The 25,759-nt window shown below is 72.5% G+C and carries 11 protein-coding genes; 8 read left to right on the forward strand and 3 right to left on the reverse strand.

Annotated elements, in window-relative coordinates:
* Positions 1-453: 453 nt before the first annotated feature.
* Positions 454-1,872: a DHA2 family efflux MFS transporter permease subunit gene (locus KKZ08_RS01580; RefSeq protein ID WP_223772691.1), complete on the reverse strand. Its 1,419-nt coding sequence runs from the start codon at positions 1,870-1,872 to the stop codon at positions 454-456.
* A gap of 176 nt (positions 1,873-2,048) precedes the next feature.
* Here KKZ08_RS01580 and KKZ08_RS01585 point away from each other — a divergent pair, with 176 nt between their 5' ends.
* From KKZ08_RS01585 to KKZ08_RS01610, 6 genes are read left to right on the forward strand one after another with little or no spacing between them, the layout of a single operon-like run.
* A complete protein-coding gene (locus tag KKZ08_RS01585) occupies positions 2,049-3,653 on the forward strand; it encodes an amino acid adenylation domain-containing protein (protein ID WP_223772692.1) in 1,605 nt (534 codons plus the stop codon).
* A gap of 7 nt (positions 3,654-3,660) precedes the next feature.
* Positions 3,661-7,122 (forward strand): non-ribosomal peptide synthetase, encoded by a 3,462-nt coding sequence (locus tag KKZ08_RS01590; RefSeq protein ID WP_223772693.1) that lies wholly within the window; start codon positions 3,661-3,663, stop codon positions 7,120-7,122.
* Between the two features lie 3 nt (positions 7,123-7,125).
* Positions 7,126-12,207 (forward strand): MupA/Atu3671 family FMN-dependent luciferase-like monooxygenase, encoded by a 5,082-nt coding sequence (locus tag KKZ08_RS01595; RefSeq protein WP_223772694.1) that lies wholly within the window; start codon positions 7,126-7,128, stop codon positions 12,205-12,207.
* A gap of 28 nt (positions 12,208-12,235) precedes the next feature.
* The gene (locus tag KKZ08_RS01600; RefSeq protein ID WP_223772695.1) at positions 12,236-15,322 is read left to right on the forward strand and encodes a type I polyketide synthase; all 3,087 of its coding nucleotides are present in this window, start codon (positions 12,236-12,238) and stop codon (positions 15,320-15,322) included.
* The gene (locus tag KKZ08_RS01605) at positions 15,319-17,967 is read left to right on the forward strand and encodes a MupA/Atu3671 family FMN-dependent luciferase-like monooxygenase (RefSeq protein ID WP_223772696.1); all 2,649 of its coding nucleotides are present in this window, start codon (positions 15,319-15,321) and stop codon (positions 17,965-17,967) included. Before KKZ08_RS01600 ends, KKZ08_RS01605 begins: the two co-directional genes overlap by 4 nt.
* Positions 17,968-17,978: 11 nt before the next feature.
* Positions 17,979-22,697 carry a non-ribosomal peptide synthetase gene (locus KKZ08_RS01610; protein WP_223772697.1) on the forward strand — a complete coding sequence of 1,573 codons (4,719 nt, stop codon included), beginning with the start codon at positions 17,979-17,981 and terminating at the stop codon, positions 22,695-22,697.
* A 64-nt stretch (positions 22,698-22,761) separates the two neighbouring features.
* Here KKZ08_RS01610 and KKZ08_RS01615 read toward each other — a convergent pair whose 3' ends face one another.
* Positions 22,762-23,556, reverse strand: a complete 795-nt coding sequence (locus KKZ08_RS01615) for an alpha/beta fold hydrolase (protein ID WP_223772698.1) — start codon at positions 23,554-23,556, stop codon at positions 22,762-22,764.
* Positions 23,557-23,560: 4 nt separating this feature from the next.
* Complete coding sequence (locus tag KKZ08_RS01620) at positions 23,561-23,761, reverse strand: MbtH family NRPS accessory protein (RefSeq protein ID WP_223772699.1); 201 nt, start codon at positions 23,759-23,761, stop codon at positions 23,561-23,563.
* 297 nt (positions 23,762-24,058) lie between these two features.
* Between KKZ08_RS01620 and KKZ08_RS01625 the strand changes: the two genes are divergently transcribed.
* Complete coding sequence (locus KKZ08_RS01625; protein WP_223772700.1) at positions 24,059-25,162, forward strand: DUF6421 family protein; 1,104 nt, start codon at positions 24,059-24,061, stop codon at positions 25,160-25,162.
* Between the two features lie 93 nt (positions 25,163-25,255).
* Positions 25,256-25,735: a flavin reductase family protein gene (locus KKZ08_RS01630; RefSeq protein WP_223772701.1), complete on the forward strand. Its 480-nt coding sequence runs from the start codon at positions 25,256-25,258 to the stop codon at positions 25,733-25,735.
* Positions 25,736-25,759 lie beyond the last annotated feature (24 nt).

Here is a 25,759-nt window from a genome sequence, read left to right on the forward strand (position 1 = left end):
CCCCCGGCCGACCGCGTAGCCTCCCCGGCGGGACACGGACGGCGCCCGCGCGCACGAACAGACAGAAGGGGGTGCCCCGCCGGATCACGCAGGACACGTACGTCGCCCTGCGACCGGCAGCCCGCCGAGGCGCCACCGCCTCTCAGCATGAGTCTCAACCTTCGGGCCGAGTCCGGACGTTGGCATGGCGTCGTGTGCCTGTGAAGCCGTCGACCCGGCATCGCTGCGGCACTGGGAGTCAGCCCGCTCACGCTGACAGCGCACACGCCGGTGCGCGGCGTCGGCGTGCTCGCTCTCACGCCGACGCCGCGCACCGACGCCGCGCACCGGAGAGTCAGCTGAGCAACCGGGGTCAAGTCCTCTGTGGCCGAGCGGCAACTCCGGTCGACGCAGCGTGCGTACCTGGCACGACCGGCTCGGTGCGGCGTCAGCCCGAGCGCCCGAAGCCTCCGCTCAGTCGTCCCCCGCCGCCGCCCCGGCCGGATGCCCGCGCCGCAGCGTCAGCGTGAGCGCCAGGGCCAGGACGATCAGGCCCGCCACCCACCAGAACGTATGGCTGAAGTCCGCGGGCGTGGCGTCATGCTGGTCACCCGCCTGGCTCGTCAGCACCACGGCGAACAGGGCCGTGCCGAACGAACCGCCCACGCGTTGCAGGATGTTCACGGCCGTCGTGGCCCGCGGTATCGACGCCTTCGGCAACCCGCCCTGGAAGACGGCGGCCATCAGCGGGCCGACGCACAGGCCCACGCCCGCGCCGCGTACCGCCAGCGCGGTCAGCAGGAGCCACATCGGCGGGTCGGCGGGCAGCTGCGTGTACACGAGCGTCCCCAGTGCCAGCAGGCCGAGGCCGCCCAGCATGGCCGGCCGGGGGCCCAGCTTGTCGGCCAGGGAGCCGCCCAGGAACACCATCAGCAGCAGACCGATGCCCTGGGGCGCCACCTCAAGGCCGGCCTGGAGCGCCGAATGGCCCCTGGCCTGCTGGAAGTAGAGCGGGAAGAGATAGACCGCGCCGAAGAAGAAGCCTCCGTACACCAGCATGATCGCGGCCAGTGTCCGGAACCAGCGGGTGGAGAAGAGCCGCAGGTCGATGACCGGGGGGTGCGGGGTGGTGCGGGCGTGCACCACGTAACCCGCCAGCAGTACGGCGCCCGCGGCGACCGGGACGAGCACCGCCGTCGTGCCGTCGGCCACCCGGGAGACGCCGAAGACCAGCAGGGCGAGGCCCGGGGAGAGCATCAGCAGGCCCCTGAGGTCGAGGCGTGCCTCGCGCTGGGGCTCGTCGGGCGGCAGGAGCCTGGCCGCCAGTACACCGGCGATCAGGCAGATGGGCAGGTTGAGGTAGAAGATCCAGCGCCAGGTCGTCGTCTCCACCAGCAGGCCGCCCAGGGTCGGGCCGATCACTGAGGCGAACTGGGTGGGAATGGTCACCAGGGCCATGATCCGGCCCACCCGGGACGGCCCAGCCGCGCGGGCCAGGACGGCCTGGGCTATCGGCACGATCATGCCGCCGCCGAATCCCTGGATCACGCGGGAAACGATCAGGGAAGGAGCGGACCAAGCAATTCCGCAAAGCAGTGAGGCGGCGAGAAAAAGCCCCATCGCCGTCAGCCACATGGTCCGTGCGCCGAAACGGTCGACAGCCCAGCCGGTCACCGGGATTATTGTCGCGATTCCGAGGAGATAGCCGGTGATAATCCATTGGATCGTCTCAATCGGAGTGTTGAATTCCGAACGAATACTGTCCAGTGCCAGCGAAACGATGGTCGCGTCCAGGGCGGCCGCGAACGTGCCCGCGGCCATGAGAGCGCCCAGCACCAGCAGCGGCCGGTCCAGTCGCGCATCGACCTGCTCGGAAGTGTCCGCACTGGTCACACGCGTCCTCCATTGGTCGGAACTACGGCGAGTGGAGCTGTCACCCCGCCCCCGTCTCGACCGAGATCATGCAGTGTTCAAGCCGGGAAGTCCAGATCTTGATCTGGCGAACGGCCCCTGTAAGCATCTGGCTTCAAACACCGACTGCTTCAATACCCCACGATCGGACGGATGTTATGTTTCGGGCTCACCTGCCCACTCTCGCGGGGCTTTTCGAGAAACACGTCGATTCCGCGCCTGCGCGGCCGGCCATCATCTTCGATACGCACGAGTGGAGTTACGCGGAGCTCGACGTCCGCGCGAATCGGCTGGCCGCCCATTTGATCGACCGGGGAGTGCGGCCGGGGGCCTTCGTCGGTGTCTGCACCGACCGGCGGTCCGACATGGTGCTGGCCACGCTGGCCGCGCTCAAGTGCGGCGCGGTCTGTGTACCGTTGGATGTTTCGTACCCGGCCGAGCGGCTCGCCTGGATGGCCCAGGACGCCGTGCTCGACCTCGTCGTCACGCGTCAGCCGCACGACAAGCTGCTGCCCTGGGACGCCACCCCCGTGGTGCGGCTGGACGGCGACGCCGAGCTGATCGCGGCGTGTGCCGGGGAGCGCCCCGGCCGGCAGTCGGCGGCCCAGCCCGCCTGCATGATGTACACCTCCGGCTCCACGGGCCGCCCCAAGGGGGTGCTCACCACCCAGAAGGCCGTCATCAGGCTGGTGGTGGACACCTGCTACCTGCGGCTCACGCCCGAGGACCGGGTCGGCTTCGGCGGCAACCTCTCCTTCGACGCCAGCGTCCTCGAGATCTGGATGGCGCTGCTCAACGGCGCCTGCCTGGTGGCCATCGACCGGGAGGTGATGATCTCCCCGCGCCACCTGAAGGAGTTCGTCCAAAAGCAGCGGCTCAGCACGGTGTTCGTCACCACCTCCCTGTTCAACGAGGTGATCAGGAACGAGCCGAGCGCCTTCGCCACCGTGCCCCAGCTGATCATCGGAGGCGAGGCGGCCGACCCCGGCAGCGTCCGGGCCGCCCGTGAGCACCTGCCGGCCGGCGGGCGCCTGCTCAGCGGCTACGGCCCCACCGAGGCCAGCACCTTCTCCGCCGTCTACGACACGGCCGCGCTGCCCGCCGAGGCGGACGCCGTCCCGATCGGCACCGAGATCGACCAGACGCGGTTGTACGTGCTGGACGAGCGGTTGGAGCCGGTCCCCGACGGCACGCCGGGCGAGCTGTACATCGGCGGTACCGGCCTGAGTTACGGGTACTGGCGCCGGCCCGACCGCACCGCCGCCTCCTTCCTGCCCGACCCCTTCGCGGGTGGCGGGGCACGGATGTACCGCAGCGGGGACCGCGCGACCAGGCGGCCGGACGGAGTCCTGGAGTTCGGCGGGCGGCTGGACGGCCAGCTGAAGATCCGTGGCTTCCGCATCGAGCTCGGCGAGGTCGAGGAGGCGCTGCGGGCGCACCCCGCGGTGGTCGCGGCCGTCGCCACCGTGCGCGAGGACCGACCGGGCGACCGGCGCCTCGTCGGCTATGTGGTGCCGGCCGAGCAGACGGCGGACGAAGCCGCCGATGAACTGACGGACGAAGCCACCGGTGAACTGTCCTATGCCGTACGCGAGTTCGTACGTGGCAGGCTGCCCGCTCAGCTGGTGCCGAGCTCCCTGGTCGTACTGGACCGCATTCCGCTGACGCCGAACGGCAAGGCCGACCGTGCCGCGCTGCCCGCGCCCTCGGCGCGCGCCGCCGCGGACGGCGCGCGGGCGGCGCGGACTCCGTCGAGGAGGTGATCGCGGGATGTGGGCCGAGGCCCTGGGCGTCGACGAGGTGGCCACCGACCGCAACTTCTTCGACCTGGGCGGCCACTCCCTGATCGCCACCCAAGTGGTCGCGCGCATCCGGGAGACGTACGGCATCGAGCTCCCGATGCGATTGATGTTCGAGGGCCGGACCGTGGCGCAGCTGGCCGAGGCCGTCCGGCAGGCCCAGGGCGACGGCGAGGCCCCCGCGATGGCCGCGGCGGTGCCCCGGCGCGCGGACCCGACGCGGGGCCTGCCCTCGTTCGGCGAGGAGCAGTTCCTCTTCCTGGACGAGCTGAAGCCGGGCAACACGGCCTACAACAACGCCTTCGCCTACCGGTTGCGCGGCCCGCTCGACACCGAGGCGCTGCGCCGCGCGCTGACCGCCCTCGCGGCGCGGCACGACGCGCTGCGCACCTCCTTCGACAGCTCCGGGGAGACGCGGCTCGCGGTCGTGGCCGACGAGGTCCGGCTGGAGCTGCGTACGGCTAAGGCGCACCGGCCCGAGGACGAGGCCGGGCTGCGGAGCACGCTCGACGAGGAGGCGTACCGGCCCTTCGACCTGGGCAGCGCGCCGCTGCTTCGGGCCCTGCTGGTGCCGTTGGGGGAGGACGACCACGTACTCCAGCTCACCGTGCACGAGATCATCGCGGACGCCGGGTCGCTGCGGATCCTCTTCGAGGATCTGAGCGCGCTGTACGCGGGGCGCCCGTTGCCCGCCGAGCCCCCGCTCAGTTACCGCGACTTCGCCGAGTGGCAGCGCCGGCGGCTGGAGGGCGCGGGAGCGGCCGGGGCGCCCGGTGGGACCACGGGCTCCGGAGACGGGGACCTGGCCGGTCAAATGGCCTACTGGCGCGAGCAGTTGGCCGGTGCGCCCGATCTGCTGCCGCTGCCCACCGACCGGCCGCGCCCCGCGGTGCAGTCCTTCCGCGGCGCCACGCACCACTTCACGCTGCCCGCCGAACTGGTCACGGATCTGGACGCGCTGGCCAGGGAGCACGAGGCCAGCCTGTTCATGGTGCTGCTCAGCGGCGTCAAGGCGGTGCTGCACCGGTACACCGGGATCGACGACCTCGTCGTCGGCTCGCCCGTCGCGGGCCGGCTGCGGCCGGAGCTGGACCGGGTCGTCGGCTTCCTGGTCAACACGCTGGCGCTGCGCACCTCGCTGGGCGGCGACCCGACCTTCGCCGAGCTGCTCGGCCGGGTGCGGGAGACCTCGCTGTCGGCGTTCACCCACCAGGAGGTGCCGTTCGAGCGGCTGACGGCGGAGCTGGCTCCGTCCCGCAGTCTCAGCCACAGCCCGCTGGTCCAGGTCCTGTTCTCGCTGCACACCATGCCCGGCGAGGGGCTCGACCTGCCCGGAGTGGAGCGCGAGCCGCTGCCCTCGGGCTTCAGCGCCACGCAGTTCGACCTGACCTTCACCCTGGAGCGCCGGCCCGACGGCAGCATCGCGGGAGCCGTGATCTACGGCACGGACCTCTTCGACGAACAGAGCATCGACCGGCTGACCGGGCACCTGACCACGCTGGTGCGCGGCGCGGTCTCGGCGCCGCGCACCCCGCTCTCCGCGCTGCCGCTGCTCACCGCACCGGAGCACGAGGAGCTGCGGCGGCTCAACGCCACCGCGAAGGACCTGGCGCCGGACGCCCCGCGGCTGTTGCACGAGGTCGTCGAGGAGCAGGCCCGGCGCACCCCGGAGGCCACCGCGCTCGTCCACGAGGGCGACCGGCTGAGCTATGCCGAACTGAACACCCGGGCCAACCGGCTCGCCCGCCACCTCACGTCCCTCGGCGTCGGCCCGGAGCGCATTGTCGCCCTGTCGCTCGAACGCGGCCTGGACGTGCCGGTCGCGATCCTCGCCACGCTCAAGGCGGGCGGCGCCTACCTTCCGGTGGACCCCACCTACCCGCGGGAGCGGCGGGAGTTCATGCTGTCGCACTCCAAGGCGGCCGTGGTGCTCTCCGGAGAGCTGCCGGACACCCGGGAGCTGCCCGGCGACGACCTGCACACGCCGGTCGATCCCCGCCATCCCGCGTACGTGATCTACACCTCGGGCTCCACCGGCCGGCCCAAGGGCGTCGTCATCCCGCACGCCGGGGTCGTGAACCTGATCACCGACCCGCACTACGACGCGCTGGTGCCGCGTGGCTGCCGGGCCGCGGTGTGGGCGAGCTTCAGCTTCGACGCCTCGGTGTACGCGATGTTCCCCGCCCTCGCGCGCGGCGCCGAGGTGCATCTGGCGCCCGACCGGGCCCGCACCACGCCCGAGGACCATCTGGACTGGCTGGTCGAGCACCGCATCGAGAGCACGTTCCTCGCGCCGTACATGGTGCCGGAGGCGGCCCGGCGGTCCGGCCTTGAGCTGCGCGGCATCAGTGTCGGCGCCGAGGCGGTCTCCGTCGAGGCCTACCGCCGGCTGGCCGGACGCCTGCGGCAGGACTGCCTGGTCGTCAACGCCTACGGCCCGACCGAGGCGAGCGTCAGCGCCAGCATGTACGCCGTGCCGGTCCCCCTGCCCGAGGAGCTCACCGAGGCCAAGAGCCTGCCGATCGGCCGGGCCCTTCAGAACGTACGGCTGCACGTACTGGACGCGGCGGGCATCCCTGTCCCCGCAGGCGTCACGGGAGAGCTGTGGATCGCCGGGGACGGCCTGGCCCGCGGCTACCTCGGCGATCCCGCGCAGACCGCCGACAGGTTCCGCCCCGACCCGCTTGGCCCGCCCGGCAGCCGGATGTACCGCACCGGGGATCTGGCGTACCGCCGTGCCGACGGCGATCTGGTCTTCGCGGGCCGCGCCGACAAGCAGATCAAGCTGAACGGGCTGCGGGTGGAGCCGGGCGAGATCGAGGCCGTGGCCGAGCGGCACCCCGCGGTGAGCGCCGCCCATGTCCGGGTGCGCGACGGCGGCCTGGTCGCGTACGTGGCGGTGCCGGACGCGGACGGCTTCGACCTCGACGGGCTGCGCGCCTTCCTGGCAGAAACGTTGCCGCAGTCCTTGGTGCCGGGCCGGTTCGTGGTCCTGCCCGAGCTGCCGCTGTCGCCGAACGGCAAGCTCGACGCCGACCGGCTGCCCGACCTCGCACAGCCGAGCGCCACTCGCGGCCGGGCACCGCGGACCGGGACCGAGCGGCTCGTGGCGGAGCTCCTCGGTGAGCTGCTCGACATCCGTGAACTGACCGTGGAGGACAAGTTCTTCGAGCTGGGCGGCGATTCACTGAAGGCGGCCCGGCTCGCCCGCAGGCTCTCCAAGGCCCGCGCGCTGCCCGTGCCGACCCTGCTCCCGCTGGTCCTGCGACCGGGGACGATCGGCGACCTGGCAGCGGCCGTGGACACGGCCCTGGCCACCGCCACCGCGAGTGCGGGGCAGGACAGACCATCTTCCGGCGTCGCGCCGCTGCGCCCCGCGGCGCGCCGCACCCTGGCCGAGCTGCTCGACGAAGACAGAGCAGAGGAGAGCTGACGCATGTCGGAAATACGCAGTGCCCGCATGTCCTTCTCCCAGGAACGCTTCTGGTTCCTGGCCCAGATGGCGCCCGACGAGGCGTCCCCCCTGGTGCACGTGGCGGTACGGCTGCGCGGCGCGCTGGACGAGGCCGCGCTGACGTCGGCCGTCGCGGCCGTCGTGGCCCGCCACGAGGCGCTTCGCACCCGCTTCGCCGAGGTGTCAGGGACCGCCTTCCAGGTGGTGGAGGACTCCGTCGACGTGGTGCTCGAGCGGCTGGAAGGCACCGAGGAGGAGCTGCCTTCCCTGCTGCGCGCCGCGGTCGCACGGCCGTTCGACCTGAGCCGTGCGCCGCTGCTGCGAGCGGTGCTCGTCCGGCTCGGCGCCGAGGATCACGTCCTGCTCCTGGCGGTGCATCACATCGTCGCCGACGGAGCGTCGATGGAGCTCGTCGCCGAGGAGGTGAGCACTCACTACGGCGGTGGCGAGCCCGCCGAGGAGCCCGCCCTGCACTACGCGGACTACTCGACGTGGCAGCGCGAGCAGCTGACCGCGCAGGCGCTGGAGGAGGGGCTCGGTTTCTGGCGCGAGCACCTCGCGGGCGCCCCCGAGCTGCTTGAGCTCCCCGCCGACCGCACCCGCCCCGCCATGCAGAGCTACGCGGGGGCCACGCACCGGTTCGAGCTGGGCGAGGAGCTGGCCTCGGCGCTCGTCCGGTTCGGCGCGGAGCGCGGGGCCACCCCCTTCATGACGATGCTCGCCGTGTTCCTGGCGTTCGTGCACCGCGGCACCGGGCGCGGCGACCTGGTCGTGGGCACCCCGGTGACGGACCGGCCCGACCCCGCCCTGGAGCGGGTGGTGGGCTCCTTCACGAACACGCTGCCGATCCGCAGTCAGGTGGACGGCGCCCTGTCGTTCGGTGAGCTCGTCGACCGGGTGCGGGCCGATGCCCTCGCCTGTTATCCGTACGCCGACGTGCCCTTCGAGAAGCTGGTCGACGAGCTCCAGCCGTCCCGCCAGCTCAGCCACTCCCCCATCGTCCAGCTGATGTTCGCGTGGTACGAGAGCGAGGGCCGCACCCTGCGGCTGCCGGGTCTGGACGCCGAGCAGGTGCCGCTCGACATCGGCACGGTGCCCCTCGATCTGATCCTGACCGTGGAGCGGCACGCCTCCGGTGCCACCGGGGTCCTGGAGTACAACACCGATCTGTTCGACGCGGGCACGATCGAGCGCTACGCCGAGCAGTTGACGACCCTGCTGACCGGCGCCCTCGCCGAGCCCGGGACGCCGATCGCGCGGTTGCCGCTGGCGACCGGGGCCGACGCCGAGGCCGTGCGCCGGCTCAACGACACCGCGCGGGAGTACCCTCGCGCCGAGCTCGTGCACGAGCGGATCGCCGAGCAGGCCCGGCGCACCCCGGAGGCGACCGCCGTGGTCCACGGCGACGTCCGGCTCTCCTACGCCGAACTGGACTCCCGCTCCGACCGGCTGGCCCGCTCGCTGATCGCCAGGGGCGCCGGTCCCGAGCAGCTGGTCGCCGTGGCGATGCGCCGTACCGAGGAGCTGCCGGTCGCGCTGCTCGCCGTACTCAAGTCGGGGGCCGCCTATGTGCCGGTGGACCCGGACTACCCCGAGCGGCGCAGGCAGCAGATGCTCGGTGACTCCGGGGCCTCGATCGTCCTGACCGGGGCGGAGCCGCTCGACGGGGACGGCTCCGGTGGCGAAACCGTCGCCGGGGACGGCACCACCGGCTCCGGGGTGCTGCCGGAGAACCCCGCGTACGTCATCTACACCTCCGGTTCCACCGGCACCCCCAAGGGCGTCACGGTGCCGCACCGGGCCCTGACCAACTTCCTGTACGCGATGGACGAGCACATCACCGCGGCCGAGGGCTCGGTGTGGCTGGCGACCACCAGCATCTCGTTCGACATCGCCGGCCTCGAACTGCTCTGGACGCTGGCCCGCGGCGTCACCGTCGTCCTCCAGGGCGAGGAGCGGGAGGCGCCCCGCCCCTCGGTGGACTTCAGCCTGTTCTACTTCGCCAGCGCGGAGGGCGAGCAGGGCCCCGAGCCGTACCGGCTGCTCCTGGAGGGCGCCAAGTTCGCGGACGGGCACGGCTTCGCGGGGGTGTGGACGCCCGAGCGGCACTTCAACCCCTTCGGCGGGCTCTACCCGAACCCGTCCGTGACCGGCGCCGCCGTCGCCGCGGTGACCCGGCGGATCGCCGTCCGCGCGGGCAGTGTGGTGCTGCCGCTCCAGGACCCGCTGCGGGTCGCCGAGGAATGGGCGGTGGTGGACGGGATCTCGGGCGGCCGGGCCGAGGTGTCCTTCGCCTCCGGCTGGCTGGCCGACGACTTCGTGCTCGCCCCCGACCGGCACGCCGACCGCAAGCGGGTCCTCATGGAGGGCATGGACACCGTGCGCGCGCTGTGGCGCGGCGAGAAGGTCGAGCGGGTCAACGGAGCGGGCGCCACCATCGAGGTGGGGTCGTATCCGCGCCCGGCCCGCGGCGAACTGCCCGCCTGGCTCACCTCCTCCGGTGATGTGGCCACCTTCGAGGCGGCGGGCCGCGCGGGCGTCAACCTCCTGACCCACCTGCTCGGCCAGAGCCTCGAGGAGCTGGCCGAGAAGGTGGCCCGCTACCGCAAGGCCTGGGACGAGGCGGGACACCCCGGCCGGGGCCGGGTGGCGCTGATGGTGCACACGGCGGTGGGCAGCGACGCCCAGGCGGTGCGGGAGCTGGCGAAGAAGCCGTTCGTCGACTATCTGCGCAGCTCGCTGGGGCTGGTGAAGCGGCTCCTGAGCAGTGCGGACGCGGCGGACATCGAGGCGCTGGCGCGGGAGGAGCTCGATGTGCTCCTGGAGCGCTACTACGACCGGTTCGCCGACGAGGCGGGGCTCATCGGCTCGCCGCAGTCGTGCGGGCCGATGGTGGAGCGCATCGCGGCCTCCGGGGTCGACGAGATCGCCTGTCTCATCGACTTCGGCATCGACCCGGAGCAGGTCCTGTCCTCACTGCCCCAACTCGACGCCCTGCGCGCCCAGTGGGCGACGGCGGCCGGCGGCGGGCAACCGCAGGAGGACCAGTCGGTCCTCGCCCAGCTGGCCCGGCACGGCGCGACGCACCTGCAGTGCACGCCGTCGCTGGCGCTCGCGCTGGCCGAGACGGACGGCGGCCTCGCCGCGCTGGGGAAGCTGGAGCAGCTGGTGATCGGCGGTGAGGCCTTCCCGGCCGCGCTCGCCGGCCGTCTCTCCGAAGTGCTCCTCGGCCGGGTGCTCAACATGTACGGCCCCACCGAGACCACCATCTGGTCCAGCACGCACCCGGTGACGGGGGAGGGCCCGCCGCCGATCGGGCGCCCGGTGGCCAACACCCGCTTCCACCTGGTCGACCCGGAGGGCGAGCCGGTGCCGGTGGGCACCCCGGGCGAACTGCTCATCGGCGGGGACAGCGTGGTGCGCGGCTACTGGCGGCGCCCGGACCTGACCGCGGAGCGCTTCGTCCCCGATCCGTTCGGGCCGCCCGGCGCCCGGCTGTACCGCACGGGCGACCTCGCGGTGCTGCGCCCCGACGGGGTCCTCGAGTACCGGGGCCGCCTGGACGACCAGGTCAAGCTGCGCGGGCGGCGCATCGAACTCGGGGAGATCGAGGCGCACATCGAGGCGTTCCCGGGAGTGGACCGGGCGGTCGTCGGTGTGGTGGGCGAGGGGGACCGCGCGGCGCTCGCCGCGTGGATACGTCCTCGCGGCGCCGTGCTCGACGCCGTGGAGGGCGACGATCCGGAGCTGATCCCGCTGCCGTCCGGCGGAGTGGTCGCCACGGGGGACCACCGGGCCGCGGCCGAGATCCACAAGGAGATCTTCGAGGACGGCGACTACCTGGGCGCCGGCTTCCTGCGGCTGTGGGACGGCATGACCGTGCTCGACGCGGGGGCCAACGTCGGCGGCACCACGCTGTGGGTGCACCGCAGTTGCCGGCCCGCGCGGATCGTCTCCGTGGAGCCGATCCCGCCGACCTTCGACCGGCTGAGCCGTACCGTACGGGCCAACGGCATCGACGCGGTGCTGGTCAACGCGGGCCTCGCGGACTCCCCCGGCACGGCGGAGTTCACGTACTACCCGGCGCTGACCGGCCTCTCCGGGCGCTACGCCGACCCGGAGGCCGACCGCAGGCGAGCGGCGGTGCTGATGCCCGCGGCCGACGCCGCGGACGTCGAGGACTTCCTCGCGGACCAGTACCGCAACGAACAGTTCACCTGCCGGCTCACCACGCTGCACGAGCTGATGGCCGAGCACGGGCTGGCGGACGTAGGGCTGTTGAAGGTCGACGTGGAGCGGGCCGAGCTGGACGTGCTCGCGGGTCTCGACGACGCCGACTGGCGGCGCGTACGGCAGGTCGCCGTAGAGATCGAGGGCGACGACCGGCGGGACCAGGTCCTGGCCGTGCTTGAGCGGCACGGGTTCGAGACCGCGAGCCGCACCATCCTCGACGAGCTGGAAGTGGGCATCGTCTACGGCCGCAGGCCCGGTCTGCCGGACGCCGAGTTGCCGGCCGCCACCCCGGTCGGCGATCCGCCGGACCTGGACCGGCTCCGCGAGCACCTGGCGCGCGGCCTGCCCGGCTACATGGTCCCGGACCGCCTCTCCACGCTGGCCGCCTTCCCGCTGACTCCCAACGGCAAGGTGGACCGCAGGGCGCTGGCCGCCGCCCCGGCGCGGCGGGAGAGCGCGGCGCCCGAGCCCGCCGCCGCCCGGGTGCTTCCGCGCAGCGAGCTGGAACAGCGGCTGGCCGCGGTGTGGTGCTCGGTGCTCGGAGTGGACCGGATCGGGATCCACGAGAACTTCTTCGACGCGGGAGGCAACTCCCTGCTGCTCATCCGGGTGCACGCGCGCCTCGCCGAGCTGGGCGCCGGGATCACCCCGCCCCGCCTGGTGGAGCTGTTCGCGTACCCGACCATCGCCGCGCTCGCCGCGCACATGGGGGACACCGGGCCGGCCGAAGAGGCGATCGGCCCGGGCCCGGCGGACGACGCGGACCAGGACCAACGACGCAAGGCCCGAGGCCGGTTCCACCGGCGCAGAAAGGCGGGGACGGATGGCTGACGGGGGACACATGGCGGAGCGTACGGACATGACGGACACCGAGGATCTCATCGCGATCGTGGGGATGGCCGGGCGCTTTCCCGGCAGCGACAGCGTCCCCGCGTTCTGGCGGAACGCGGTGGCGGGCACCGAGGCGCTCGTGGAGTACAGCCGCGACGAGCTGATCGCCGCGGGCGAGGACCCGGCGCTGGTGGACGACCCGGACTACGTCCGGTCGGGGATGCCGCTCGCGGATTACGACCGGTTCGACGCCAAGGCGTTCGGCTACACGGCGCGCGAGGCCCGGCTGATGGATCCGCAGGTGCGGATCTTCCTGGAGTGCGCCTGGCAGGCGCTGGAGGACGCCGGCTGCGACCCCGACCGCTACGCCGAGCGTGCCGCCGTGTTCGCCGCGGCCGGGATGACCCGCTATCTGTGGCTGAACGCGGTGCCCGCGCTGGGCGGTTCGATCAACATGCTCGAAGGGCGGATCCTCAACGACAAGGACTTCCTCGCCACCGCGGCCGGCTACCGCCTGGGCCTGCGCGGGCCCGCGGTGAGCGTGCAGACCGCCTGCTCCGCGTCGCTGGTCGCCGTCCACATGGCCGTCCAGAGCCTGCTCTCCCACGAGAGCGACATCGCGCTGGCGGGCGGCTCCACCATCGAACTGCCGCACCGCGTCGGCCATCTCTACAAGGAAGGCAGCATCTCCTCACGGGACGGCCATTGCCGTCCGTTCGACCACCGCGCGGAGGGGACCGTGGGCGGCAGCGGCGCGGGCGCCGTGCTCCTCCAGCGGTACGACGACGCCGTGGCCGAGGGCCGCAGGGTGTACGCCGTCATCCGCGGCTCGGCGATCAACAACGACGGCGCGGCCAAGGTCGGCTTCACGGCGCCCAGCGTCGAGGGGCAGGCGGCCGTGGTCCGCGACGCGATGTCGCTCGGCGACGTGGCCCCGCACACCATCGGGTACGTCGAGACGCACGGCACCGGCACCCGGATCGGCGACCCCATCGAGATCGAGGCGCTGCGCAGTGCCTATGGGACGGGTGACGAGAAGGCCTGGGCGGGCCGGCGTGTCGCGCTCGGCTCGGCGAAGGCCGGCATCGGGCACCTGGACGCCGCGGCCGGCGTGGCCGGGCTGATGCGCGCGGCGCTGGCCGTGCGGGACGGGATCATCCCGCCGAGCCCGTACTTCGAGAAGCCCAACCCGCTGCTGGAGCTGGAGGATTCGCCCTTCTACATACCCGTGAAGAGCGCGGTCTGGCCGTCCGGGGACACGCCCCGGCGCGCCGCGGTCAGCTCGTTCGGTGTCGGTGGGACCAACGCGCACGTGGTCCTTGAGCAGGCCCCCGCCGAGGCCCCGGGGACGCCGAGCCCGCGCGGGCGTGAGCTGCTGGTCCTCTCGGCCGTCGACGAGGACGCGCTGGAGCGTTGGCGGCTGCGTGTCGCCGACGCGCTCGACCTCCCGGACGGCCCCGCCGACCTGGTGGCGGACGCGGCCCACACGCTGGCCACCGGCCGGCGGCTGCTGCCGCACCGGCTCGCGGTGGTCGCCGCCGACGCGAAGGAGGCGAGGGCCCGGCTGCGGGACGTGGACACGCGACGGATCAGGGTGGCCGGCGAGCCGCCCTCCCCGGTGTTCCTCTTCCCCGGGCAGGGTGCGCAGCGTCCGGGCATGGCCGCCGGACTGCACGAGGTGGCGCCCCGGTTCCGCGAGGAGCTCGACGCCTGCCTGGAGCTGCTGCGGGGCGAGGGCGTGGAGCTGCGGGACCTGCTGCTCGACCCCGGCGCCGACGCCGAGGCGCTCGACAGCACCGACAAGGCCCAGCCCGCGCTGTTCGCGTTCTCGTACGCGCTGGCACGGCAGTGGCAGGAGTGGGGGGTCATCCCGCGGGCGATGGCCGGGCACAGCATCGGCGAGTACGTCGCCGCCTGCCTGGCCGGGGTGTTCGAGCTGCCGGACGCGCTGCGCCTGGTGGCCGCCCGCGGCCGCCTGATGGCCGCGCTGCCGCACGGGAGCATGCTCGCCGTGGCGCTGCCCGGGGAGGAGGCCGCCGCCCACGCGCGGGACGCGAAGCTGGACCTCGCGGCGGTGAACGGCCCGCGTCAGTGCGTGCTGTCCGGGCCCGCGGAGGCGGTCGAGGAGCTGCGCGCCGGCCTGGCCGCGAAGGGCGTGCAGTGCCGGGTGCTGCACACCTCGCACGCCTTCCACTCGGCGATGCTGGACCCCATGCTGGCCGCGTTCGAGCGGGAGCTGCGCGCCGTGCGGCTGCGGGAGCCGTCGCTGCCGTTCATCTCCTGCCTGACGGGGCAGCCGATCACCGCGGAGCAGGCCTGCGACCCGGCGTACTGGTCGGCGCAGGCGCGCGGCACGGTCCGCTTCGGCGCCGGGGTGGATCTGCTGGCGGCGCGGCAGGACACCCTCTTCGTGGAGGTCGGCGCGGGCAAGGGCATGTCGGAGCTGGCCCGCAGGCATCTGCGCGCGCTGCGGCACGCGCCCGTGGCGTCGCTTCCGCTGACCGGTGGCCAGGCGCCGGACGCCCAACTGCTGGGCGCGCTGGGCCAGGCGTGGGAGGCCGGGGCCGAGATCGACTGGGCCGCGTACTACGCCGGGGAGCGGCGCTCGCACGCGGAGCTGCCCGGTTACCCCTTCGCCCGGGACCGCTACTGGCTCGACGCGCCGGCCCGCGCGCAGGCGGGCGGCGTGGCCGCCGCCGACGAGGCGGAGGCCACCACGGCCGCGCGGGAGGCGTCCGCCGCCCCTGTCCCTGCCGGATCCGGCAGCCGTACCGAGGCGATCGTGCTGGCCGCTTTCGCCGAGGCCTTCGGCATCGACGACGTCAGCCCGGAGGACGACTTCTTCGGGCTCGGCGGCACCTCGCTGCTCGCGGCCGAGCTCGTGCACCGGCTGCGCAAGCAGCTGGGCACCGACTTCCCCGTGCGCTACCTCTTCGAGGCGCCGCAGGTGTCGGAGCTCGCCGCGCTGATCGACGGCGGCGGCGAGGGCACCACGCACGCCGGTCCCCCCGAGCCCGATGAGCTCGACGAACTGATGGCCCAGCTGGAAGGGCTTCCGGAGGACGAACTCGTCCGGCTGCTCGGCACCGGCGGAGCAGAAGGAGCGAAGGCATGACCCCGACCCCGCCCCCGCACGACGACGCGAAGGGCGCGCTCACCCCGTCGCTGCGGGACCGGCTGGCCGCCCTCTCCCCCGCGCAGCGTGCCGCGCTCACCGAACGGCTCGGTGCGCGCGCCGCTGCCGCCAGGCCACCCCGGCGGCCGCTGAAGTTCAGCCTCTTCTACTTCGCCAACACGGCCGGGGACAAGGGGCGGCCGTACCGCTTCCTGATGGAGACGGCCCGCCAGGCCGACCGCCTCGGGTTCGCCGCGGTGTGGACGCCCGAGCGGCACTTCCACGACTTCGGCGGCATCTACCCGAACCCGTCCGTTCTCGGCTCCGCGCTGGCGGCCGTCACCGAACGGGTCCAGATCCGCGCGGGCAGCCTGGTGCTGCCGCTGCACCACCCGGTGCGGGTGGTGGAGGACTGGTCCGTCATCGACAACCTCTCCGGCGGCCGGGTCGGCATCTCCTTCGCCACCGGCTGGCACGGCACCGACTTCGTCATCGCCCCGGAGAAGTACGAGGACCGCCGCCAGTACACCTGGGACACCATCCCCGTGGTGCGGAAGCTGTGGCGGGGCGAGGAGGTCACCCTCCCCGGCCCCAAGGGCACGGAGATCACCCCGACGCTCTATCCCCGGCCGGTGACCCCCGAACTGCCCATCTGGATCACCGCTTCCGGCAACCCGGACACCTATGTGCAGGCCGGCCGGCTGGGCGCGAACATCCTGACCGGGCTGATCGGCACGGAGACGGAGCAGCTCGCCGCCAACATCGCGCTGTACCGCAAGGAGCGCGCCGCAGGCGGCCACGATCCCGCCACCGGCATCGTCAGCGTGATGCTCCACACCTACCTGGAGGAGGACGCGACCGCCGCGCGCGAACGCTGTCGCGAGCCGCTGCGCGAGTACCTGCGCGGCTACCTCGGGCAGCAGAGCGACATGGTCGAGGGCTCCGGTACGGACGCCGGGGGCGCCGACATCGAGGCGCAGCTCGACTTCGCCTACGAGCGTTACGCCCACCAGACGGCGCTGATCGGCTCGCCGCGCACGGTGCGCGGCCTGCTGGACCGGCTCGCGGAGGCGGGCGTCGACGAGGCGGCCTGCCTGGTGGACTTCGGCGTCACGCTGGAGCAGGCGCAGCGGAGCATCGACCTGCTGGCGGGTGTGCAGGAGTCGTACCGGGCCGAGCCCGCCGGCTCCAGCGCTTCGGGCAGCGCTTCCCTCGTGGCGCCCGCCGTCACCTCGCCCGTCACCACCGCCCCGCTCGGGATCGACCAGGAGCGGATGTTCCGGGTGCAGAAGGCGCTGCCGCCGGGCCCCGCCAACTACGTCACCACCGGACTGCGGATCCGCGGCCCGCTCCGGCCCGAGCTGCTGGAGAAGGCGCTGCGGACGGTGGTGGGCAGGCACGAGGTGCTGCGCACCGCCTTCGGCGAGTCGGCGACGGGCGAGCCCTTCCAGCGGATCGGTGCGCCCGACGAGTTCCCCGTGGCCCTTGAGCGCTTCGACGTCACGGATGTCGCCCCGGCCGAGCGGGTCCGCGCGGCGCGCGCCATCCGTACGGAGCTGGCCCGGCGGCCCTTTCCCGCCGGCCTGCCGCCGATGCGGCTCGCGCTGATCACGCTGGGCGCCGAGGAGTTCCAGCTCGCGGCCGTCAAGAACCACATGATCACCGACTGGGTGTCCTTCACCGTCTTCCTGAAGGAACTCTTCACCGTCTACGGGGCGTTGCTGCATGGCCGCGGCGCCGACCTGCCGCCGTCCGTGCCCTACCGGGTCTTCGCGGAACAGGAGCGCGCCCGGCTGCGCGACGGACTGCTGGACGACCAGCTGGCGTACTGGGAGCGGGAGTTGGCGGGCGCACCGGACCCGGCGACCTTCCCGCTGAAGGAGTCGCTGGGCGGCGAGCGCCCTGCCGTGCCGTCCTTCGCCGGGCACCGGGCCTGGATGCTGTTCCCGGACCGGACCACCGCGCAGCTGAACGCGCTGAGCAGGGCCGAGCGCGTCACGCCGTTCATGACGGCCTACACCGCGCTGGCCGCCTCGCTGGGCCGGACCACCGGCGAGAGCGACCTGGTGCTCGGCTCCCCGACCGCCAACCGTGACCGCTCGCCGGACAATCTGCTGGGCCTGCTGCTGCGGCCGATGCTGCTGCGCACCCGGCTGCGCCCCGAGCAGACCTTCCGCAGCGCCCTCGCCGACGTGCGCCGGACGGTGTCGGGCGCGCTCTCCCACGCGGAGGCGCCCTACCAGTCGCTGGTGGACCGGCTGGCCCCGGAGCGCGACATCTCCTGGACGCCGCTGTTCCGGCTCCGCTACCTCTTCCTGCCCTGGAACGACCCGTTCGAGATGTCGGGGCTCCAGCTGAACCCCATCGACACCGACCCGCAGACCTCCCTCTACGACAGCACGCTGACGCTCTGGGACAGCAGGCTCGGCGCCTTCGGCCGGTTCGAGTACGCGCTGGACCTGTTCGACCACGACACGGTCGTCCAGGCCATCGAGACCTTCGCCACGATGCTCTCGGCGGCCGTCGCCGACCCGGAGACGCGCATCGGGGATCTGCCCGACGCTTCCGCCCACCGCTACCACGTAGACGTCGACGAGCTGGAGGCCCATCTCGGCTCCGAGGGCCCCCCGCAGGACCGGCGATGAGGAGAGACACCATGGACACGCAGGCCACACCCGCGGACCTCGTCCGGCGCCCCGAGGACATCCGGGCGGCCGCCGTCGGCGCCTGGGAGGCCGCGCTCGGCAGGACGGGCCTCGACGCCGACGCGGACTTCTTCGAGCTGGGCGGCGACTCGATCGGCGGGGCCCGCCTGATGGCGTCGCTGCGCGAACAGTTCGGCGACGGGCTGCCGCTCACGCTGCTCTTCTTCCACCCCGAACTGGAGGAGTTCACCGAGGCCCTGGTCGAGGCCGTGCGGAAGCTGCCCCCGCCCCCGGAGCCCGCCGCGGCCACCGGCCGTGCGGAACCGGTGCCGGTGCCGGACGAACTGCCGCTCTCTCCCGAGCAGGAGGCCCAGTGGGTCGCCGAGCAGGTCGCCCCCGGCAACCTCGCGTACACCGAACTGCTCTCGCTGCGTCTGAGCGGCCCGCTGGACCCCGAGCGGTTGCAGTCGGCCGTCGACGCGCTCGTGGTGCGCCATGAGGCGCTGCGCACCCGCTTCCCGGCCGGCCCCGACGGGCGGCCGGTGCAGGAGATCCGGCCGGCCGACGCCGCGCCCCGGCTGACGCTGGTGCGGCGGGACGCCGAAAGCGAGGACGAGGCACGCGCGTACGCCCTCGACCGGCTGGCCGAGCCCTTCGACCTGGGCGCGGGCCCGCTGCTGCGGCCGCATCTCGTGCGGCTCTCCCCCACCGACCACGTCTTCCTGCTGTACTCCCACCACATCGTCGCCGACGGGCCGACGATGGAGGTGCTGTGCGCGGAGCTGGCCGCTCTCTACGCGGGCCGCGAGCTGCCCGGGCCCGCCCCCTCCTACGCGCAGTACACCCTTCAGCAGCAGTCCAAGGATCTGGAAGCGCAACTGCACTACTGGCGACAGCAGTTGACGGACGCAGCCGAGCTGGAGCTGCCGCTGGACCGGCCCCGCCCCGAGGTGCGCGACACGGCGGGGCGCAGGTTCCGCTTCGCCGTGCCGGGCACGGTCAGGGACGGCCTCGACGCGCTGGCGCGCGAGCAGCGGGCGACGCGCTTCACGGTGCTGCTCGCGGCGTTCCAGGTGCTGCTCGGCCGCTGGGCGGGCAGCGAGGACGTGGTGGTCGGGTCCCCGGTGACCTCGCGGTCGCGACCCGGCCTCGAGCGGATGGTGGGCGCGCTGGTCAACATGGTCGCCTTCCGCGGCGATCTCGGCGGTGATCCGACCTTCCGTGAACTGCTGGACCGCACCCGGCAGGCCGGGTTCGGCGCGATGGCCCACAGCGACGTGCCGTTCGGCCGCGTGCTGTCCGAACTGGAGCTGGAGCGGGACGGATCGCGGCCGCCGCTGTTCTCGACCACCCTGGTCTCCCAGCCGACCCCGCCCGCCATCAGCGCCGACCTGGGCGAGGTCTCGGCCGTCTTCTTCCCCGTGCCGCGCCGGCACGCGACGTACGACTTCAGCCTGTACGTCTGGGAGGCGCCGCAGGAGTTGCTCGTGGACGTCGAGTACGCCACGGCACTTTTCGACGAGGCGACGGTACGCCGCTTCGCCGACCGGTTCGGCGCGCTGCTGGAGGCCGTGACGGCCGCCCCCGACCGGCCGCTGTCCGCGCTGGAGACGGTCCCCGCGGCGGAGCTGCGGCAGGTGCTGCACGAGTGGAACGACACCTCGGCGGACCTCGGCCCCGACCGCTGCGTCCACGAACTGTTCGAGGAGCAGGCGCGGGCGACCCCGGACCGCACCGCCGTGATCAGCGCGGAGCGCGGGCTCAGCTATGCCGAGCTGAACGCGGAGGCCGAGGAACTGGCGGCCCGGCTGCGCGAGCTGGGCACCGGGCCCGAGACGGTGGTCGCGGTCTGCCTGGAGCGTTCGGTGCGGCTGCTGGTCACGCTGCTCGCCGTGCTGAAGGCGGGCGGCGCGTATCTGCCGCTCGGCCCGGACTGGCCCGCCGCGCGCCGGGAGCTCATGGTGTCCGACGCGGGCGCCGAGCTGCTGGTGGACGCCTCAGGTGTCCGCCGCCTCGACGAGCGGCCGGCCGGGGCGCCGGCCTCGCCGGAGGGCCGACCCGGGCCCGGCAATCTCGCCTACGTGCTCTACACCTCGGGCTCCACCGGCACGCCCAAGGGCGTCATGGTCTCGCACCGCGCCGTCGTCAACCGCCTGCGCTGGATGCGCGAGGACTGCGGGCTCGGCGCCCGGGACGTGGTGCTCCAGAACGCCGTCCCCACCTTCGACTACGCGGTGTGGGAGCTCTTCGGCCCGCTGCACATGGGCGCGACGGTGGTGCTGCCCAGCGCGGAAGGCCACCGTGACTTCAGCGAGTTGACCCGGCTCGTCGTCGAGCACGGGGTCACCGTGGCGCACTTCGTCCCGTCGCTGCTGCGGCACTTCGTGGAGGAGCCGGAAGCCGCGCGGTGCACGGGGCTGCGGGTGCTGTTCAGCGGTGGGGAGCCGCTGGACCCGGCGCTGGCGGCCAGGGCGCGGGAAGTGCTGCCGGGCGCGCGTCTGTTCAACGCGTACGGTCCGACGGAGGCCGCCGTGGACGTCACCTGCTGGGCGGTGCCGGAGCGGCCCGCCTCGGTGGCCATCGGCGGGCCCGTGGCCAACACGGTCTGCTATGTGCTGGACGAGCGGATGCGCCCGCAGCCGATCGGCGTCCCGGGCGAGTTGTATCTCGGTGGTGTCCAGCTGGCCCGCGGCTACCGCGGGCGGCCCGGCACGACCGCCGAGCGGTTCGTCCCCGACCCCTTCGGCCCGCCCGGCGGGCGGCTCTACCGCACCGGGGACCGGGCGCGCTGGCGTGCCGACGGGGCGCTGGAGTACGTGGACCGCATCGACCGGCAGGTCAAGATCCGTGGCGTGCGGGTGGAGCCGGGTGAGGCGGAGGCCGCCCTGCTCGCCCACCCCGCGGTCCGTGAGGCGGCGGTCGTGGCGGCGGAGGGCAGCGGCGGGCTCCGGCTCGTCGCCTACCACTGCGGGGCCCCGGCGGGGGGCGAGCAGGAGCTGCGGGACCATCTCGCCGCGCGCCTGCCCGAGTTCGCCCTGCCCGCGGTGTTCGTGGAACTGCCCGACGGGCTGCCGAAGCTCGCCAGCGGAAAGCTGGACCGCGGTGCGCTGCCCGCCCCCGGGCGGCCGGAGCCCGTCGCCGTCGAGGCCACCGGTGGCACGCCGCCGCTCGGGGCGCGCGAGTTGATGCTCGCGGCTCTGTGGGCCGAGGTGCTGGAGGTCGACCGGATCGGCCGGGAGGACGACTTCTTCCAGCTGGGCGGCGATTCCATCCTGGGCATCCAGATGGTCGCGAGGGCACGCAAGGCGGGCTTCGAGGTGACGGTTCCCGTGCTCTTCAGGCACCCGACCCTCGCCGCGCTCGCCGCGGCCGCCGAGAAGGACGAGGGCGGCACGAAGGGCGACGGCGGCGAGCACGCCGGGAGCGGCGCGGTCCAGGTGCCCGCCGGGAGCCGCACCCGCTTCCCGCTGACACCGCTCCAGCGGGAGATGCTGCGGGAGGCCGCGGCTGCTCCCGGCCGGGGGATGTACATCGTGCCCGCCGAGCTGCTGCTTGAGGGCGAGATCGATCCGGAGGCGATGCGGACCGCTTTCCGCCGTCTGGTCGAGCGCAACCCCGTGCTGCGCACCTCGGTCGCGCTGCACGAGCGGCCTGAGCTGAGCGAGCAGACGGTGCATCCGCCCACCGAGCCGTCCTTCCGCCACGAGGACTGGAGCGCGTACCCGCCCGAGGAGCAGGAGCGCCGGCGCCGCGAGCTGTTGGAGGAGGAGTGGCGCGCCGGTTTCCCCGCGGGGGCCACACAGCTGAGCCGCATGGTCCTGCTGCGGCTCGGTGAGCGCCGCTGGGCCATGGTGTGGACCCGGCACAACGTCCTGCTCGACGGCTGGAGCTTCGCCCAGCTCTACGACGAACTGCTGGAGCTGCACGCGGCGGTGCGGGCCGGCGGCCCCGAGCCGGCGGTGGAGCCGCGCGAGTGCTTCAGCAGCTACGTGGAGTGGCTCGGCGCGCGGCAGCGGGCGTCGGCGGAGCGGTTCTGGGAGGAGCATCTGCGTGGCCTCTCCTCGCGGACGGTCTTCTCTGCCGAAGTGGAGCCCTCGCCCCTGCCCTACGGGGAGCTCCGCTTCCCGCTCCCCCAGGCGGCGGAGGCTTTCGTGCGGGAGCACGGGCTGACGCTCAGTACGCTGATCGAGGCGGCCTGGGCGGTCGTGCTCGCCCGGCGCACGGGCACGCCCGACGTCCGGTACGGCCTGGTCTTCTCCGCCCGTGAGGCGGAGGTCCACGACGTGGAGCGGATGTTGGGCCTGATGATCAACACGCTGCCGTCCGGCCTGCGGATCGACACCGGGGAGAAGGTGGCCGACTGGTTGAAGGGGCTTCATCAGCGCGGTGCCCGGCTGAAGGAGCTGTCCACGGCCGACTTCGGGGTCCTCCAGGAACGGGCGGGGACGTCCGGGGCCCTGTGGGACACGCTGCTGATCATCCACAACTACCCGCACAACTTCCAGGACGTGCCGGCGGGCGGGCTCAGGGTGGTGGAGACGGCGGGCTTCTCCCGGGTCGGCGCCGCGCTGATCGTCTCGGTGGACGTCAGGCCGCTGCGGCTCGCCATGATCTATGACGAGGCCAGGGCCGAGGAATCGGTGGTGCGGGAGCTGGCGGCCGAACTGTCCGAGGTGCTGGAGCGGATGACGGCGGGCGTGGACCGCAAGGTCGGCGATCTCCTCGGCTAGCCCCGGCAAGGCCGAAGCCGGTGGGAGAGGCGGCTCGCCTCTCCCACCGGCCCCGGTGGACGTGTCAGGACTGCCGGGCGGCCCGCAGGTCGCTCTCGACCGCCGCCGTGATCAGCGGGAAGGACTCCGGCTCGAAGAACGCCTCCTCGCCGCTGGGCAGCATCCGGAGCCGGAACCGGTCCTCGGTGTGCTGCTTCCAGGCGGCCACGGACTCCGGCGGTACGACCTCGTCGTACTCGCCGGTGAACGCGGAGATCGGGCAACGCACCGAGGAGTAGGTGTCCCTGGCCGCGTAGCGCTCGACGAGCCGGCAGTCCGCCCGGTAGCTCGGCAGCATCAATTCCAGGAACAGCGGGTCGGACTTGAGCGGGCTGTTGTCCCGCACTCGTGTCGGATCGGCGAGGAACTGCTCGTCGGTGAGCTGCTCATCGGTCACCTCGGGAGGGACAAGCAGATGCGGGGCACTCTCGGCCGAGACGAACAGGCCGACCGGGCCGGGGAGTTCCGGCTCGGTCCGCTCCAGGCGGGCCGCCAACTCAAAAGCGATCAGCGATCCCATGCTGTGCCCGAAGAAGGCGAACGGCACGTCCAGGTGGTCCCGCAGCGCGGTGGCCAACTGCCCCACCAGTTCGTCGATGTCGGGCACGGCCGGCTCGGCGAGCCGGCCCTCCCGACCCGGGGTCTGCACCAGGACGGGTTCGACCTCGGGGCCGAAGCTGTCCGCGAGCTCCCGGTAACCGGAGGCTCCCTTACCGGCGTAGGGGAGGAAGAACAGCCGGGTGGCCGTCTCGTCTCCGGGCCGCCGGTAGGCGAGCCACTTGTCCTTCTTGTCTTTCCTGTCTTTCGCGGTGCCGGTCATATCGCTAGCCCTGCGTCTCCATCTCGCGGCGAAGGCTCAGCGGCCGCATATCGGTCCACACCTCGTCGATATGACGGAGGCACTCTTCCTTTGTGCCGGTTACCCCGTCCGCACGCCAGCCGTCCGGTATATCCTTCCCCTGCGGCCAGATCGAGTACTGCTCCTCCTCGTTGAGGACCACGGAAAAAAGACCTTGCTCGCTCATACGAACCTCCAGATGGCGCATGAATACAGCCGTCGCGGACAGCCGATCTTGACCTAGAAGCTAACAGCGCGACCCCCGGACGGCAAGGCTCCGCGGACAGCGGGACCGCATGGGTCGGCCATCGAAATCCCGGGCCTGGATTCATTGAGATCGCGCAGTTGAATCTTTAGACTTGCACCGCTGTTCCACCCCGTTGCCACCCATGTCGCGACGGGCCAGATCGGCGGCGAAGCGGAATGCATCATTCAAGTACGGATTCCGTGTGCCGCACACTTCACGCGTGAAGGGATGGACGAAATGGACGAGGTATTCGCGGAGGTCCACGAGATCCGGCAAACCCTTCCGGAGCGGGCCCTGTTCCGGGACGGAGCGACGCTCGCGGATCTCTCCGAGAAGCTTGAGAGCAGCGGCTCGATGCGGGGCCTGCCGGCCGTTCGGGCGCTCCTGGAGGACATACGCTCCTTCAAGGAGGGCAACCGCCTGGAAGCCGTCAAGGAGCACATCAACACCCGCAGGGACAACCACATATTCTCGCTCTTCGACGCGTCGTACTTCCCGAAGCTGAGCCTGGACTACCTCACCTACGAGACGCTCCCCACGGACCCGTATCTCGCCGACAGGTACGCGAGCAACACCATGCCGGTGAACATCATCGGCGCCACCAAGGGATTCCACTCGCGGGTCGTGGTGGCGCTCTTCCCAGAGAACCACATCGACGGCATCCAGAAGCCCGAGGACCTCATCTTCTATTTCGTTGACAAATTCGTCGAGCGACACAATCGAATAACCCGGAAAATGATTGACGCGGTCATGGAACCGGGCAGTTTCCCGAGAATCCAGGGCGCGTCGGACAAGAAGGTCGAGCAGGCCGCCTCATGGTGGGTCAGGCTGCATGAATACCACCACCAGCAGGGCGACATGCCCATCCCCGATTTCCTCTCCTCGAAGAAGATGAAGCCGCTGGCGGGCCTGGAGGAGCTGCGGGTCGATGTATCCGGAATGCTGGCCTGCATCCATGACGACAATCTGCCGCGGGACGAGGCCATGACGGCCTACGAGTTCATTCTCGCCGAGCGGCTGCTGCGCTACGCCGTGGAGGGAATCCCCCGCCCCAACTACGACGCGGTGGCCTCCCAGCTGCTCTTCAACTACCTCACGGAGCACAAGGGGATCCGCCTCGACGGCGGGCGGATCAAGCTCTCCGCCGACCTGCCCGTCGTCCTCGCGGCCTTCCTCGGCGAGATCCAGGCCATCGAGAGCCACATCCACACGGAACCGGTGAACGCGGTCAAGAAGCAGCTGCTCGAATTCACCAACGCCTACACGGTCTTCGACCCCGAGGTGCGCGACTACCAGCACATCCCGTACTTCGCCGAGATCAAGCAGCGGCTCGGTGTCTGACCGGCGGGACGGGCCCCCCGCGCCCACCCCGGACCCCCACGCGACCGAGTCGGAGGCTGTTTCGTGACGGTGCCCGCACAGCGACGCACACCAGTGAGCGCACAGGACTACCGGGAGGCCATGTCGCTGCTCGCGGTGCCGGTCTGTGTCGTCACCACGCGCCACGACGGACAGGACTGGGGCCTCACGACGAGCACCGTCACGGGGGTCTCGCTCGATCCGCCGCTCGTCTCGGTCTCCGTGGCCAGATCGGCCAGTTGTCACGGAGCCCTGTCCCGGGCCCCGGAGTTCGTGATCAACGTTCTCGGCGACCACCAGCGCCATCTCGCCACGCGCTTCTCCACCAGGGACATCGACCGCTTCGCGGGCGGCGAGGTCTCCACCCTCCCGGGCACTCAGCTCCCCGTGGTCACCGACGCGAGCGCCCTCTACCGGTGCACCCGGCAGGAAGTCGTCGCGGTGGGCGACCACGACCTGCTGATCGGCGAGCTGACGGACACCCGGCTCCGCACGGCGGCACGCCCGCTGGCCTGGTACCGCCGCGCGTTCCACCATCTCGAACCGTACGACTGAGCCGGCCCCGGCGCCGGCACGAAC

It is taken from the genome of Streptomyces sp. 135 (assembly GCF_020026305.1).
Taxonomy (GTDB): Bacteria; Actinomycetota; Actinomycetes; order Streptomycetales; family Streptomycetaceae; genus Streptomyces.

Excerpts from the sequence above, each read along its gene's own strand:
- KKZ08_RS01615 (WP_223772698.1), bottom strand. The coding sequence starts at position 23,556 with ATGACCGGCACCGCGAAAGACAGGAAAGACAAGAAGGACAAGTGGCTC.
- KKZ08_RS01610 (WP_223772697.1), top strand. The coding sequence starts at position 17,979 with ATGGACACGCAGGCCACACCCGCGGACCTCGTCCGGCGCCCCGAGGAC.
- KKZ08_RS01605 (WP_223772696.1), top strand. The coding sequence starts at position 15,319 with ATGACCCCGACCCCGCCCCCGCACGACGACGCGAAGGGCGCGCTCACC.
- KKZ08_RS01590 (WP_223772693.1), top strand. The coding sequence starts at position 3,661 with ATGTGGGCCGAGGCCCTGGGCGTCGACGAGGTGGCCACCGACCGCAAC.
- KKZ08_RS01620 (WP_223772699.1), bottom strand. The coding sequence starts at position 23,761 with ATGAGCGAGCAAGGTCTTTTTTCCGTGGTCCTCAACGAGGAGGAGCAG.
- KKZ08_RS01600 (WP_223772695.1), top strand. The coding sequence starts at position 12,236 with ATGACGGACACCGAGGATCTCATCGCGATCGTGGGGATGGCCGGGCGC.
- KKZ08_RS01625 (WP_223772700.1), top strand. The coding sequence starts at position 24,059 with ATGGACGAGGTATTCGCGGAGGTCCACGAGATCCGGCAAACCCTTCCG.
- KKZ08_RS01595 (WP_223772694.1), top strand. The coding sequence starts at position 7,126 with ATGTCGGAAATACGCAGTGCCCGCATGTCCTTCTCCCAGGAACGCTTC.
- KKZ08_RS01585 (WP_223772692.1), top strand. The coding sequence starts at position 2,049 with ATGTTTCGGGCTCACCTGCCCACTCTCGCGGGGCTTTTCGAGAAACAC.